The sequence below is a fragment of the Thermomonas sp. XSG genome, assembly GCF_014678725.1.
Lineage (GTDB): Bacteria > Pseudomonadota > Gammaproteobacteria > Xanthomonadales > Xanthomonadaceae > Thermomonas.
Map to the genome: position 1 here is coordinate 1,765,520 of NZ_CP061497.1, position 13,680 is coordinate 1,779,199.

Here is a 13,680-nt window from a genome sequence, read left to right on the forward strand (position 1 = left end):
GTTATCGACCGGCCAGCGCATCGACGATGTTCAAGCGCATGCCGCGCAGCGCCGGCAGCAATCCCACCAGCAGGCCGATGCCGAGCATCAGCGCCAGCCCCGTGCCCCAGGTCTGCGCCAGCAGGCCCGGCAGCTGCACCATTCCGCCGCTGGCGGCGCCCACCGCCGGCACGATGGCGGCGGCCAGGCCCATGCCCAGCAGCCCGCCCAGCACCACCAGCAGCACGGATTCGCCCAGCACCAGCCACAGCACGCTGCGGTTGGAGAAGCCGATGGTCTTCAGCACCGCCAGCTCGGGGATGCGCTCGCGCACCGCCTGCGCCATGGTGTTGCCGGTCAGCAGCAGCAGGGTGAAGAACACCGCGCCCATGATCGCGGTGACGATCAGGCCGATGTCGGCGAACTGCTTGGCGAAGCTCTGGTTGAACGCGGCCTCGCTCTGGGTCTTGGTCTCGTGGTCGGAGTTCTCGCTGAGCCGGTCGATGGCCTTGGCCACGCGGTCGGCGGCATCGGCGCCGGCTGGCTCCACGATCCACCAGCCCACCCGGCCCTTCACGTAGTCATTGGCTTCGTCGAAGTACTTCCAGTGGAAGAACATCGCCTGTTCCTGGCCCTTCAGCTTGGGGTCTTCGATGCGGTAGATCCCGCGCAGGGTGAACGACCAGTCGTTGCTGCCGCGGGTCGGAAAGATGGTCGCCTGCAGCGGGATGGTGTCGCCAACCTTCCAGCCGAAGCGGTCGGCTAGCGCCTTGCCCACCACCGCGCCGCGGCGGTCGGCCAGCCACGCCTGCTTCTGCGCGGGCGGGAGCTTGAACTCCGGGTACAGGTCCAGGTATTCCGGGCTGACGCTGAAGTTGGCGAAGAAATTCTTCGGGTCGCGGTAGATGCCGCCGAACCAGGCCGCGTACGCGGCGTTCCTGACCCCGGGCACCGCGCGGATCTGCGCATCCAGGCTGTACGGCAGCATCTGCGTGATCGACAGCCGCGACATCGTCACCATGCGGTTGGCGCCGGCCACGCTGCCGCCGGAATTGAACGCCACGCGCACCGAATCCAGCATCCCGAACAGCAGGAACGCCGCCACCACCGACAGCAGGGTGAGCAGGGTACGGGTCTTGCTGCGTGAGAGCGCGGCCCAGACGAGATGGAAATACTTCATGGCTGGCCTCCGGCTCAGGCGTGCACGGTCTGCTCGACCAGGTTGCCCTTGTCGAGGTGCAGCGTATGCGTGGCGTACTCGGCGGCCTTGGGGTCGTGGGTGACCATCACGATGGTCTTGCCGTGGCTGCGGTTGAGCTCCTGCAACAGGCCGAGGATCTCTTCCGCCGAAGCGCGGTCGAGGTCGCCGGTGGGCTCGTCGCAGATCAGCAGGGTGGGGTCGGAGACGATCGCGCGGGCGATCGCCACGCGCTGCTGCTGGCCGCCGGAGAGTTCGTTCGGACGGTGCTTGCCGCGGTCCTTCAGCCCCACCAGCTCCAGTGCGATGGCGGCGTTCTGGCGGCGCTGCGCGGCCGACAGCCGGGTCAGCAGCAGCGGCAGCTCCACGTTCTTCTGCGCGGTCAGCGTGGGCATCAGGTTGTAGAACTGGAACACGAAGCCGACGTGGTTGCTGCGCCACTGCGCCAGCTGCCCGGAGCCCAGCTTCTCGATGTGCTGGCCGGCGATCTCGATGCTGCCGGAGGTGGGCGAATCCAGCCCGCCGATCAGGTTGAGCAGCGTGGTCTTGCCGGAGCCGGACGGGCCCATCAGCGCCACGAAGTCGCCGCCGGCGATGTCGAGGTCGATGCCGCGCAGCACGTCCACCGTTTCCGGGCCGCGCTGGTAGGTCTTGTGCAGGTTGCGGGTGCTGACGAGGATCGACATCGAGGGTTCTCCGTTTGTCTGTTGCGCCGGTCCCGCACCTGCGGGAGCGACCGCGCTTCGCATGGGTTATTCGTCGCTGGCTGCGGCAGGCGCCACCGTCACCCGCGCGCCGTCCGCCAGCGTTTCCGGCGGGTCCAGCACGACCTGCTCGCCGCCGGCCACGCCGGCCAGCACCTCGCGGTCCTCGCCTAGGGTGCGGCCCAGGGTCAGCTTGCGCAGGCTGGCCATGCCGCCGTTGACCACGAACGCCACGTCCCTGTCGCCGCGCTGGGCGATGGCGGCGGCCGGCACCAGCACGCCGGGCTTGGCATCGGCCTGCGCGGGTTTCGCGTCCTCCAGGAAGCCGACCCGCGCGCCCATGTCGGGCACGATCCGCGGATCGCCCTTGGCATCCAGCCCCACGCGCACCTTCACCGTGGCCTTGCCGCGGTCGGCGGCGGGGATGATGGCGATCACCCGGCCGGGGATCTTCCAGTCCTGGTAGGCGTTGAGGATGGTCTCGGTGCGCATGCCCGGCTTGACCCGGCCGATGAAGGCCTCGCCGACTTCCACCTCCACTTCCAGCGAGGCCATGTCGACGATGGTGCCGATGCCGGTGCGGGTGAAGCCGCCGCCGGCCGACAGCGGCGAGACGATCTCGCCCGGCTGCGCCGACTTGGCGATCACCACCCCCGCGAACGGCGCGCGCACGATGGTGTTGTCCACGCCGTTGTCGGCGATGCGCAGCCCGTCGCGCGCCACCTGCGCGTTGCGCTGGGTGGTGGCCAGCTGCGCGCGCAGGGCATCGCGCGTGGCCACCGCCTGCTCGAACTGCGCGCGCGACACCAGCTTCTGCGCCACCAGCGTGGACAGCCGCGCGGCGTTGGCTTCGGCTTCCTTCAGCTGCGCCTGTACGCTGGCGATCTGGCTTTGCGAAGCGGCCAGCTGCGATTCCGACAGCGCGCGCTGCGCCTGCGCATCCACCGGGTCCAGCCGCGCCAGCACCTGGCCTTCCTCGACCTTCTGGCCTTCCTCGATCAGCACCTCGCGCACGCGTCCGGTGACCTTGGCGGAGACCGTGGCCATCCGCCGCGCCACCACGTAGCCGGTGGCATCCAGCACCGAGGCGTTGCCCGCGCCGGCGCCGCCGATCGCGGTGGCCTCGGCCACGCTGACTTCCACGCCCTTGCCGCCGCGCAGCGCGAACACGCCCGCTGCCGCCAGCACCGCCACGCCGACCACCGCCAGCCCGATCCACAACCCCTTGCGCGAGGGCGGCGGGGGTGGCGCGCTGCGGTCGATCTTCAGGGAATTGAGCAGGTCGGCGGAAGTATTCATGGGCACGGGAGGGGAAGGGGATGGGTGGCGGACGGACGCGGCACAGCCGCAATGGGATCCTGGCCGCCACCTTCATACATGCGATCTATCGTGTCAAGTTTCCTTTACAGGCGGTTTGTCCGCCGGTGCCGGGCCTGCCGCCGGCGCGTTGCATGCGCCGATCCAGCGAAGCGCAGGCTACCGGGCGCGGCGGTGCCGGTCAGGTGATGGTTGTCATGTGATTCGGCTGACGGCTGCGGATGTCACGCGCCGCGCCGACGTCGGAGCATGCCGCCATCGAACACGGAGGAATCCCGATGCCGGATGGACAAGCGGTGGTGGCGCGGTTGCGCGGCGCGAGCAAGCGATACGGCGGCACGCAGGCGCTGGATGGACTGGACCTGTCGCTGCACGCGGGCCAGGTGACGTCGTTGCTGGGTGCCAACGGCGCTGGCAAGAGCACCGCGGTGAACCTGCTGTTGGGGCTGCTCGCCGCGGACGCGGGCGAAGTCTCGGTGTTCGGCCGTCCGCCCAGCTCGCGCGCGGCGCGCCTGGGCACCGGCGCGATGCTGCAGGGCGCCGGCATTCCCGACCGCCTGCGCGTGGGCGAGGTGCTGGCGCTGGTGCGCAGTTACTACCGCGACCCGCGCAGCGTGGCCGACTGCGTGGCGCTGGCGGGACTGGACGGGCTGATGGAGCGTCCGTACCGGCAGTTGTCCGGCGGCCAGCAGCGGCGCGTGCAGTTCGCTCTGGCGATCTGCGGGCGCCCGCGCCTGCTGTGCCTGGACGAGCCGACCACAGGCCTCGACATCGACGCGCGGCAGGGCATCTGGCGCGCGGTCCGCGAGTTGGTCGCCGGCGGCAGCGCGGTGCTGCTGACCACGCACTACCTCGAGGAAGCCGAAGCGCTGGCCGACAATGTCGCGGTGATCGACCGCGGCCGCATGCTGGCGCAGGGCAGCGTGGCGGCGATCCGAGCACACGTGGCCCAGCGCCGCATCCGCTGCGTGTCGGCGCTGGATGCCGACGCGGTGGCACGCTGGCCGGGCGTGCGCCAGGCCGAGCGCGATGGCGAGCTGCTGCGCATCGTCGCCGATGCCGCGGAACCGGTGGTGCGCCGGCTGCTGGCCGCCGACGACCGCCTGCACGACCTCGAGGTGCAGCGCGCCGGCCTGGCCGATGCCTTCCTCGAACTCACCCGTACCCCGCAACAGGAGGCCGCGTGATGGCTGCCGTGCTCCCCACCCTGCATCGCGCCGCGCTGCGCAGCTACCTGCTGGAAGCGCGCTGCGAATGCCTGCGCATGCTGCGCGACCCCGGCTTCTGCATCCCGGTCACCGCCTTCCCGCTGATGTTCTATGTGCTGTTCGCGGTGGTGTTGAACAGGCAGCACAGCGCGGCGACCGCGCAGTACCTGCTGGCCACCTACGGCGTTTTCGGCGTGGCCGGCGCGGGCCTGTTCGGTTTCGGCGTCACCATCGCGCTGGATCGCGAGCGCGGCTTCCTGCGGCTCAAGCGCGTGCTGCCCGCGCCGCCCGGCGCGCTGCTGCTGGCGCGGATGGCGATGGCGATGCTGTTTGCCGCGCTCATCTCGCTTCTGATGGCGCTGCTGGCCGCGCTGGTGGCGGGGGTGTCCTTGGCGCCGCTGCAATGGCTGGCGCTGGCGGCGGTGAATGTCGCCGGCGTGCTGCCGTTTGCGGCGATCGGCCTGTACGTGGGCACGCGGATGAGCGGCAGCGCCGCGCCGGCGCTGCTCAACGGGCTGTACCTGCCGATGTCGTTCCTGTCCGGGCTGTGGCTGCCGCTGACCATGCTGCCGCCGCTGCTGGCCAAGCTGGCGGTGGTCTGGCCGGCCTACCACCTCGGCCAGCTGGCGCTGAAGGTGGTCGGTTTCGATGCCGGCCAGCCGGTCTGGTTGCACCTGCTGGCGCTGGCGGGTTTCACCGCGGCGTTCTTCGCGCTGGCGCAGCGCCGGCTGGCGCTGGCGGAATGACGCCGCCGGGGCATGCCATGATCCGCGCACCGCGTCCACGGAGCCGCCCATGAAGTTCGCCCTGCCCGCGCGCTGGCCGCAGCCCGCGCCGGATTCGCTGGTGGCGCAGGACCTGCGCCTGGGCCGGTCGGCGTGGACCCATCACATCCACCTGGTGTGGACGATCTGGGTGTTCATCACCCCGGCGTTCTCCGGCGGCGTCTACGGCTACACCCTGCGCTGGCTGCTGCTGACACTGCTTTCGTTCCCGCTGTTCCTGCTGCTGTTCCATGTCAGCGTGACCGCGTCCGAGCGGCGCGCCCAGCTGGCTGCGCTGGGCATGCTGGGGCTGTGTTTCGCGCTGCTGCGCTGGTATCCATCGGGGCTCAGCTACTTCGTGTTCGGCTGCGTGATGCTGCAGCCGCGCTGCAAGGGATCGCTGCTGCGCTACATGGTCTGGCTCGCGGCCTGCAATGCCGCGCTGATCGTCTATGCGCGCTACATCGGCTACCCGTGGATCTCGCTGATATGGATGCCGGCGGTCACCGCGATCATCGGCGTCATCACCCTGGTGGAGCGGATCAACCGCCAGCGCGATGCCGCGCTCAAGCTCTCGCACGAGGAGGTGCGGCGGCTGGCGGCGCTGGCCGAACGCGAGCGCATCGGTCGCGACCTGCACGACCTGCTGGGCCACACCCTGTCGATGGTGGCGTTGAAATCGGACCTGGCCGGCCGCCTGCTGGCGCGCGACCCGGCGGCAGCGCAGGTGGAGATCGCCGAAGTCAGCCGGGTTGCGCGCGAGGCGCTGGCGCAGGTGCGCGGCGCGGTCAGCGGGATCCGCGCGGCCGGCATCGCCGCCGAGCTGGCCTCGGCCAAGCTGCTGCTGGAAACCGACGGGGTGGCCTTCGAGTACCGCCTCGACGACGGCTTCTCCGGCGCCGGGCTGCCGGCCGCGGTGGAGTCGGCGTTGGCGATGACCGTGCGCGAGGCCGCCACCAACATCCAGCGCCACGCGCGCGCGCGCCGCGCGCAGGTGCGTTTCGGCGTGGAGGCGGGCGAGGCGGTGCTGCGGGTCGAGGACGACGGCCGCGGCGGCGCACTGGTGCCGGGCAACGGCCTGGCCGGCATGCGTGAACGCATCGAGGCGCTGCGCGGGCGCCTGCGCGTCGACGCCGGTGCCAGGCAGGGCACCTGTATCGAAGCGCGGGTGCCGCTGGCGGCGAACGACGACCTGCCAGCCGCGCCCTGAGGCTGCGCCTGCAGGGGCGCACTGAAAGGGCGCGATTGCTGTTCGCAGGTTGCCGCGACAGCGTTCGCGCCCCTGCGGTGTGCGCCTACAAGGGAGGATGGCGCCGCGGCCGGGCTCGGCGCGATCTGCTAAGGTCCCGCGCCATGATCCGAGTCCTCCTCGCCGAAGACCAGGCCCTGCTGCGCGGAGCGCTGACCGCGCTGCTGGGCATGGAGTCCGATATCGAAGTGGTGGCCAGCGCCGCCGACGGCGAGTCGGCCTGGCGCGAGCTGCAGCGGCTCAAGCCCGACGTGCTGCTCACCGACATCGAGATGCCCGGCCTGACCGGGCTGGAGCTGGCGCAGCGGATCCAGCGCCACGCGCTGCCGGTGCAGGTGGTGGTCATCACCACCTTCGCCCGCGCCGGCTTCCTGCGCCGCGCGCTGGATGCCGGCGTGCGCGGCTACCTGCTCAAGGACGCCCAGGCCGAACAGCTGGCCGAGGCGCTGCGCCAGGTCCACCGCGGCGGCCGCGCCATCGACCCGCAGCTGGCGCTGGAGGCTTGGGGCGAAGCCGATCCGCTCAGCGACCGCGAGCGCCAGGCGCTGCGGCTGGCCGGCGAGGGCCTGTCCGCCGGCGAAATCGCGCAGCGCCTGAACCTCTCGCACGGCACCGTGCGCAACTACCTGTCCGAGGCGATCGGCAAGCTCGGCGTCGGCAACCGCATCGAGGCCTACCGGCTGGCGCGCCAGAAAGGCTGGCTGTAGCCCCCGCTCAGCCCCGGCGCGGCTGCCGCCGGTGCGCGCTGACCCATGCCACGAGTGCCTCCGGCGGCAGCGCCCGGGCGTAGTGGAAGCCTTGCGCCAGGGTGCAGCCGCCCTCGCGCAGGAACGCCGCCTCGTGCGCGTGCTCCACGCCTTCGGCCAGTGTTTCCAGACCGAGGTTGCGGGCCAGCGCGATCACCGTGCGGCAGATCTCCTCGTCGCCGGGATCGTTGCCGATGCCGCTGACGAAGGCGCGGTCGATCTTCAGCCGGGTCAGCGGCAGCCGGCGCAGGTAGGCGAGGCTGGAATAGCCGGTGCCGAAATCGTCGATCGCCAGCCGCACGCCCTGCGCCTTCAGCGCCTGCAGCACCACGATGGCGTGTTCGGGGTCGCGCATCAGCACCGACTCGGTGATCTCCAGTTCCAGCCGGTCCGCGGCGATCCCGGTCGCGGCCAGGATCGCCGCCACCTGCGCCGGCAGCCGGTCGGCGTCGAGCTGCTGCACCGAGCAGTTGACCGACATCCCGTGGATGCCCAGCCCGGCGTCGTCCCAGGCGCGCAGCTGGCGGCAGGCTTCCAGCAGCACCCATTGGCCGATCTCCTCGATCTGCCCGGTTTCCTCGGCCACCGGGATGAACTGCACCGGCGGGATCGTGCCGAGCTCCGGATGCTCCCAGCGCAACAGCGCCTCCACCCCGGCCAGCGCGCCGTCGTGCAGGTCCAGCTGCGGCTGGTAGTGCAGGCGGAACTGCTGGCGCGGCAGCGCCATGCGCAGGCCCGTCTCCAGCGCCAGCCGTTGCGCCGCGCCGGTGGACAGCGCCGGCTGGAAGAACTGGCGGCGTCCGGTGCCCAGCCGCTTGGCCTCGTAGAGCGCCAGCTCGGCGTGGCGCAGCAGAGTATCGGCGTTGTCGCCGTCGGTCGGCGCCAGTGCGATGCCCACGCTGATGGTCAGCACGGTCGGCGTGGTCCCGCCCAGCAGCGGACGGGTGAACGCTTCCAGCACGTCGAGCGCGAAAGCGTCGGCATCATCCGCGGTCGCGCCCGGCAGCACCGCGGCGAACTCGTCGCCACCCAGCCGCGCGAGGAAACCTCCCGCGGGCAGCCGCGCCTGCAGCCGCTGGGTGGCGGCGCGCAGCGCCTGGTCGCCCAGCGAGTGGCCGAGGGTGTCGTTGACGCCGCGCAGCCGGTCCAGGTCCAGCGCCACCACCGCGAAGCGCCGACCCGCCTGCGTCGCATCCTCCAGGAACAACTGCAGCAGGCGCCGGTTGGGTAGCCCGGTCAGGCTGTCGTGGTGGGCCAGGTGGCTGAGCTCGGCGGCGTGCGCCTTCGCTTCCGATACATCGGTCCAGGTGGAGAGCGCGCGCAGCGGTTGTCCGGCCGGGACGGGCAGCGTACGCAGCACTTCATGCACGTGGTGGATGACGCCGGTGTTGTCGACCACGCGGTACTCGCGGGTCAGCGTCGGGTGGCGGCGCAGGTGGTCGAGGGCCGGCTCCAGCGTGGGCAGGTCGTCCGGGTGCACGTGTTGCCTCCAGCGGCCCGGGGCCAGCACTTCCTCCGCGAGCATCCCATACAGCCGCGGCACGTTCGGACTGGCCCATTCCACCGCCAGTTCGCCATCCGCTTCGCGCAGCAGGAACAGCGCCACCGGGCTGACCTCCAGCACCAGCTCCAGCCGGTTGCGCGCCGCGGTGGCGTCCACGGTCGCGGCACGCACCCGCCAGCGAAGGATCAGGCTGAACGCCAGCAGCGCCAGCACCAGCGCAGCGGCAACGGCCAGCGCAGCCGGCAGCCAGCGCGGTGTCACCGTCAGTGGCGGCGGCATCATCGCGTGGCGCATCGCTTCGAAATACACCGAGTCCGGCGACTGCTGCCAGGCCCGCAGCCAGTGGTCGATGCGCGCCAGCTCCGCGGCGTGCCGGCCTTTGGGCGCCGCGAAATAGAGCGTGGCGGGATTGAACAGGATCGCGGTTTCCTCGAGCCCGAAGCTGCGTGCCGCGCGTGCACCGAAGAAGTTGTTGGCGATCGCCACGTCGGCGCGTCCGTCGCGGACCGCGGCGAACGCCTGCCCGTAGCTGTCGGCTTCCACCATGCTCCAGCGGACCCCGAGTTCGCGCAGCAGGTGGCGCAGCTCTTCTTCCTGCACGCTGCCGCGCAGCAGCGCCACCCGCAGGTCGGCCAGGTCGGGGAACGCCCGCACCACCAGTCCGCGATGCTTGTAGACCTGCGACCAGGAATGCGCCACCGGCACGGCGTGGAACTCGAACAGGCGCCCGCGTTCGGGCGTGTAGGCCACGTCGGGCATCAGGTCCAGCTCGCCCGCTTCCAGCCGCGCAAGGCAGTCCGACCATTCACAGGGCACGTACTGCACGCGCCAGCCCTGTTTGCGGGCGATCGCATCGAGCAGTTCCACGAACAGCCCGGCCGGGTGGCCGTCCTTGTCGCGATAGACCTTCGGCGCGTTCTCGTACAGCCCCACCCGCAGCGTCTGCGCGGCGTTGGCATCGTCACCGCGCAGGAAGCTGACGCCCCACCATGCGCAGGCGGTGATCAGCAGTGCAGACAGGACGAACCAGGCGGTGCGTGCGCGCATCGTCGCGATCCCCGGAAGACGGCCGCAGGATAGCGCGCCGGTCCGCCAATGCCGCGTGAGTCAGCCGGTCCCCGGCGGCGGCCGGCGCCCCCACGTCATGGCCTCGAACACGCCGTCGCGGCGGATCCACGCGTGGTGCAGCGCGGCCGCCACGTGGCCCAGCACGGTCGCCAGCAGCAGCCAAGCCAGCAGGCCGTGGGCAGCGCGCAGCCACGCGTACAGTACGGGGTCGTGCGGCGCGATCGCCGGCAGCGCGACGTCGCCGGGCACCACCACCACATTGCCCGCGGCCGAGCTCAGCGCCCAGCCCAGCAGTGGCAGCACCAGCATCAGCGCGTACAGCAGCAGGTGCGAGGCGCGTGCGGCGGCGGCCTGCCAGCGGGGCAGGTCGGCCGGCAGCGCCGGCGGCGGATGGCGGCGGCGCACCCACAGCCGCACCAGCACCAGCACCAGCAGGGCCAGGCCCAGCGGACGGTGCAGCGCGATCAGCGGCGGCCGCAGGACCAGCGAGGCCATCATCGCCACGCCGATCAGCAGCTGGGACAGCAGCAGCGCCGCCATCAGCCAGTGCAGCAGGCGGGCGAGCGGAACGAAGCGCGCGGCGGGGTTCATCGCGGGCCTTCCTGGCCGGTGGCCTCCGGCGCCTGGCCGCGGGCGATCTCGCGCTCGCGGCGGTTGAACGAGTGCGCATACACCGCCGCGCGCGCGGCCAGGATGGGATCGTCGGAGCGCTCGATGCCGGGCGGCAGCACGGTGGGATCGAAGTTGACGTCGCGGCAGACGCCTTGTGCCTGCGCCGCCATCGTGTCCAGCCACAGCGTGCCCAGCGTGCGGGTGGGACGCGCCGCCGGCCACAGCTGCGAGGGGTCGTCCAGCGCGTCGCCGGGTGCCGGCAGCGTCGCCACCAGGTCCCAGGCCACCGGGCCGGCGGCCAGCCGGCGCGCGAACTCCGCGGCCAGGTAGTCCGGCGTGGCCGCGGCGCGCGCGGCGGCGTCCATCGCCACCAGCGGCACGCGCGGGCGCAGCGACCAGCGCAGCGGCTGGCGGCGGCCGTCGGGCGCGACGAACACGAAGGTGTGGATGCCGTTGTAGGTCGTATTGGCCCAGCTGTTCGGCCACGGCGCGCTGGCCGCCCAGTCGCGGAAGGCGCGCGCGCTGGGATATTTCGCCAGCACCGCGGCCATCCGCGCCGGGTCCGGCTTGCCGGTGGCCGGGTCGGGGATCTGCGCGCGGGTCTGCTCGAGGAAGGCCTCGGCGCTGGGTACGGCGAAGAACGGGAAGCTGTTCATCGCCAGCCGCCAGTCCGCGCCGTCGTCGCTGCGCAGCTGCAGGGCCAGGCTGCGCACGCGTGCGCCGGCCTCGGCGCCATGCGGATCGCCGCCGCCGATCGACAGCCGGCCCAGCACCGGCACGCGGTCCTGCGCGAACACCCGCGCCGACGAGAGCGCGGCGCCGTCGGCCGTGCCCTCGAACCAGCCGCCGACGCAGACGCCGCGGCTGTGCGCGCGGCGGTAGCCGGGGTGCGGGCCGGCGGCGGCCTCGATCGCGCCGACCAGCGTGCGCGCGGAGGGCGGGGTGTCGCCCAGGCGGCCGGCGACGTACAGGAAGCCGATGCCGGCCAAGGCCACCACCGCGGCGATGGCGGCCAGCGGCGCCAGCGGCAGGCGTTTGCGGGGCGTGGCAGGGGGTGTGGACATCGCGACTCCGGAACGTCGCACGTCCTACGCAGCGAACGCCGGAACGGATGCATGCCGCACGCCGCCGGCACGACAACGGCGATCCGCCAACGCTTTGCGGCGGGCGATGCGATGGCGCCGCCCGATCAGCCCGTGGCGCGCGCCTTCAGCATCGCGTAGGCGGCGCGCAGGCCCTGCGCCTCGCCACCGGCCGGCTTGCCGGGGCGGTCGCCATCATTCCACGCGTACACGTCGACGTGGCCCCAGCGCACGCCCTCGTCGACGAAGCGCTCCAGGTACAGTGCCGCGGTCACGCTGCCGGCCATGGTGGTGTTGCTGGCGTTGGCCAGGTCGGCGATGCCGCTGGTGAGGTAGCGCAGGTAGGGGCGCCACAGCGGCATCCGCCACAGCGGATCGCGCGCCATCACGCCGGCGTTGAGCCAGTCGTTGGCCAGCGCCTCGTCGTTGGCGTACAGCGCCGGCAGGTCCGGGCCCAGCGCGATGCGCGCGGCGCCGGTCAGAGTGGCGAAGTCCAGCAGCAGGTCGGGTTGCAGTTCGCAGGCGCGGGTCAGCGCATCGCACAGCACCAGTCGGCCTTCGGCATCGGTGTTGTCGATCTCCACGCTCACGCCCTTGCGGGTGGCGATCACTTCGCCGGGCCGGAACGCATTCGGTCCTACCGCATTTTCCACCGCGGCCACCAGCAGGGTGATCCGCAGCGGCAGCTTGCGCGCCATCACCAGTTCGGCCAGCGCCAGTGCGTGCGCGGCGCCGCCCATGTCCTTCTTCATGTTGCGCATGCCGGCGGCGGCCTTGAGGTCCAGCCCGCCGGTGTCGAAGCACACGCCCTTGCCGCAGATCACCACGTGCGGACGCGACGCGTCGCCCCAGGTCAGTTCGATGATGCGCGGCGCGCGATGCGACGCGCGGCCCACCGCGTGGATGGCCGGGTAGTTCTGCGCCAGCAGGTCATCGCCGGCAATGGCCGCGATGCTGGCGCCGTGCGCCTGCGCGATCGCGCGCGCGGTGGCTTCCAGTTCGTCCGGGCCCATGTGCTCGGTGGGCGTGTTGACCAGATCGCGCACGCGCACGCAGGCGGCCAGCAGGTCGAAGGTTTCCGCGTCGAACTTGCCGACCAGCCGGCTGCCGTTGGCCGGCCCCTGCTTGTAGCGGCTGAAGCGGTACAGGCCCAGGCCCCAGCCCAGCTGCAGGGCGCGGCGCGCTCCGGCATCGAACTCGCCGGCCAGCTGCCAGTCGCCGGCCGGCAGCGCGCGCGGCGCGTGCGCCCACGCCAGCGGGTCGTGCGCATCCTCGAGGCCCAGCACCGCGCCGGCCACGCGGCCATCGGCATCCGCCCAGGCCTGCGCGCCGCCGGCGCTGCCGTCGAAGCGCTGCGCGGCCAGCCACGCCTGCACCGGCGCGGGCTGCGCCGCGCACCAGCTGGCGAAGTCGGCCTTGCGCACGGCGTGCAGCGGCAGCGGGGCATCGGCGGTGGCGGTGAAGCCGGCGGGCAGGCTCATGCGGCGTTCTCGAACAGGGCGCCCGCGTCCAGCCAGTCGGCCAGCGCGGTCAGGGTGGGAATGTGCAGGTCGGCGCGCGCCAGCGGTTCCGGCCAGGCGTGGTCGCCGCGGTCGATCCAGCAGCTGCGCAGGCCGGCGTTGGCGGCGCCGGCCACGTCCATGTGCGGATGGTCGCCGACGTGCAGGACTTCGCCGGGCGCGCAGCCCAGCCGGCGGCAGGCTTCATGGAACAGGCCGGCATCCGGCTTGGCCGCGCCGTATTCGCGCGCGCCCAGCTGGAAGCGGAACAGGCTGGCGATGCCGATCGCGGCCAGGTCGGCGTTGCCGTTGGTCAACGCGGCAATCGGCAGGTGCGCGGCGATGCGCTGCAGGCCCTCGTGCGCGTCGGGGTAGAAGTCCACCCGGTTGCGCTCCTGGAAGAAGATCGCGTACGCCGCACTGGCCAGCGCCGGGTCGTCGCCGCTCTCGTGCAGTGCGCGCTCGATGGTCAGCCGGCGCAGCAGGCCGAGGTCGTGCGCGTGCTGCGGGAACTCGCTGAACACCCGCTCGCGCAACGCGCGCATTTCGCTGATCGGGAAACGCTCGGCGGTGCGCGGGCTGTGCTCGGCGAACCAGGCGTGCAGGGCGGTTTCGATGCGCTCCCCGATCGGGGCGAACGGCCACAGGGTGTCGTCGAGATCGAAGGTGATGGCGCGGATAGGGAGGTTCACGCCGCCATTGTAGGCCGGCCGGTCAGCGCGCGCGTCCTGCGTGGCCCTGCGTGGCGCC

12 protein-coding genes are annotated in these 13,680 nt (G+C 72.1%); 4 read left to right on the forward strand and 8 right to left on the reverse strand.

The genetic code is table 11. The features are described 5' to 3' along the window. Position 1: 1 nt before the first annotated feature. The 3 genes from ICG51_RS08255 to ICG51_RS08265 form a co-directional block, all read right to left on the reverse strand. The gene (locus ICG51_RS08255) at positions 2-1,159 is read right to left on the reverse strand and encodes an ABC transporter permease (protein ID WP_190279917.1); all 1,158 of its coding nucleotides are present in this window, start codon (positions 1,157-1,159) and stop codon (positions 2-4) included. A 14-nt stretch (positions 1,160-1,173) separates the two neighbouring features. Then, positions 1,174-1,863: an ABC transporter ATP-binding protein gene (locus tag ICG51_RS08260; protein WP_190279918.1), complete on the reverse strand. Its 690-nt coding sequence runs from the start codon at positions 1,861-1,863 to the stop codon at positions 1,174-1,176. 66 nt (positions 1,864-1,929) lie between these two features. After that, positions 1,930-3,180 carry an efflux RND transporter periplasmic adaptor subunit gene (locus ICG51_RS08265; RefSeq protein WP_190279919.1) on the reverse strand — a complete coding sequence of 417 codons (1,251 nt, stop codon included), beginning with the start codon at positions 3,178-3,180 and terminating at the stop codon, positions 1,930-1,932. A gap of 296 nt (positions 3,181-3,476) precedes the next feature. Here ICG51_RS08265 and ICG51_RS08270 point away from each other — a divergent pair, with 296 nt between their 5' ends. The 4 genes from ICG51_RS08270 (at position 3,477) to ICG51_RS08285 (ending at position 7,126) form a co-directional block, all read left to right on the forward strand. Continuing rightward, a complete protein-coding gene (locus ICG51_RS08270; RefSeq protein ID WP_190279920.1) occupies positions 3,477-4,385 on the forward strand; it encodes an ABC transporter ATP-binding protein in 909 nt (302 codons plus the stop codon). Next, on the forward strand, positions 4,385-5,152 hold the full coding sequence (locus ICG51_RS08275) for an ABC transporter permease (protein ID WP_190279921.1): 768 nt from the start codon (positions 4,385-4,387) through the stop codon (positions 5,150-5,152). The genes ICG51_RS08270 and ICG51_RS08275 overlap by 1 nt, the downstream gene beginning before the upstream one ends. 49 nt (positions 5,153-5,201) lie before the next feature. Further along, positions 5,202-6,380 carry a sensor histidine kinase gene (locus tag ICG51_RS08280; protein WP_190279922.1) on the forward strand — a complete coding sequence of 393 codons (1,179 nt, stop codon included), beginning with the start codon at positions 5,202-5,204 and terminating at the stop codon, positions 6,378-6,380. 143 nt (positions 6,381-6,523) lie between these two features. Further along, positions 6,524-7,126, forward strand: a complete 603-nt coding sequence (locus ICG51_RS08285; protein WP_190279923.1) for a response regulator transcription factor — start codon at positions 6,524-6,526, stop codon at positions 7,124-7,126. Positions 7,127-7,133: 7 nt separating this feature from the next. Here ICG51_RS08285 and ICG51_RS08290 read toward each other — a convergent pair whose 3' ends face one another. The 5 genes from ICG51_RS08290 to ICG51_RS08310 all read right to left on the reverse strand — a co-directional run bounded on the left by ICG51_RS08290 (position 7,134) and on the right by ICG51_RS08310 (position 13,622). Then, a complete protein-coding gene (locus ICG51_RS08290; protein ID WP_190279924.1) occupies positions 7,134-9,716 on the reverse strand; it encodes an EAL domain-containing protein in 2,583 nt (860 codons plus the stop codon). Between the two features lie 60 nt (positions 9,717-9,776). After that, positions 9,777-10,328, reverse strand: a complete 552-nt coding sequence (locus ICG51_RS08295; protein WP_190279925.1) for a cytochrome b/b6 domain-containing protein — start codon at positions 10,326-10,328, stop codon at positions 9,777-9,779. Beyond that, the gene (locus tag ICG51_RS08300) at positions 10,325-11,413 is read right to left on the reverse strand and encodes a catalase family peroxidase (RefSeq protein ID WP_190279926.1); all 1,089 of its coding nucleotides are present in this window, start codon (positions 11,411-11,413) and stop codon (positions 10,325-10,327) included. The genes ICG51_RS08295 and ICG51_RS08300 overlap by 4 nt, the downstream gene beginning before the upstream one ends. Positions 11,414-11,538: 125 nt before the next feature. Further along, a complete protein-coding gene (locus tag ICG51_RS08305) occupies positions 11,539-12,912 on the reverse strand; it encodes a leucyl aminopeptidase family protein (RefSeq protein ID WP_190279927.1) in 1,374 nt (457 codons plus the stop codon). Then, on the reverse strand, positions 12,909-13,622 hold the full coding sequence (locus ICG51_RS08310; protein WP_190279928.1) for an HAD-IA family hydrolase: 714 nt from the start codon (positions 13,620-13,622) through the stop codon (positions 12,909-12,911). The genes ICG51_RS08305 and ICG51_RS08310 overlap by 4 nt, the downstream gene beginning before the upstream one ends. Positions 13,623-13,680: the final 58 nt, after the last annotated feature.

Coding starts and splice junctions, on each gene's coding strand:
- ICG51_RS08255 (WP_190279917.1), bottom strand. CDS start 1,159: ATGAAGTATTTCCATCTCGTCTGGGCCGCGCTCTCACGCAGCAAGACC.
- ICG51_RS08260 (WP_190279918.1), bottom strand. CDS start 1,863: ATGTCGATCCTCGTCAGCACCCGCAACCTGCACAAGACCTACCAGCGC.
- ICG51_RS08265 (WP_190279919.1), bottom strand. CDS start 3,180: ATGAATACTTCCGCCGACCTGCTCAATTCCCTGAAGATCGACCGCAGC.
- ICG51_RS08270 (WP_190279920.1), top strand. CDS start 3,477: ATGCCGGATGGACAAGCGGTGGTGGCGCGGTTGCGCGGCGCGAGCAAG.
- ICG51_RS08275 (WP_190279921.1), top strand. CDS start 4,385: ATGGCTGCCGTGCTCCCCACCCTGCATCGCGCCGCGCTGCGCAGCTAC.
- ICG51_RS08280 (WP_190279922.1), top strand. CDS start 5,202: ATGAAGTTCGCCCTGCCCGCGCGCTGGCCGCAGCCCGCGCCGGATTCG.
- ICG51_RS08285 (WP_190279923.1), top strand. CDS start 6,524: ATGATCCGAGTCCTCCTCGCCGAAGACCAGGCCCTGCTGCGCGGAGCG.
- ICG51_RS08290 (WP_190279924.1), bottom strand. CDS start 9,716: ATGCGCGCACGCACCGCCTGGTTCGTCCTGTCTGCACTGCTGATCACC.
- ICG51_RS08295 (WP_190279925.1), bottom strand. CDS start 10,328: ATGAACCCCGCCGCGCGCTTCGTTCCGCTCGCCCGCCTGCTGCACTGG.
- ICG51_RS08300 (WP_190279926.1), bottom strand. CDS start 11,413: ATGTCCACACCCCCTGCCACGCCCCGCAAACGCCTGCCGCTGGCGCCG.
- ICG51_RS08305 (WP_190279927.1), bottom strand. CDS start 12,912: ATGAGCCTGCCCGCCGGCTTCACCGCCACCGCCGATGCCCCGCTGCCG.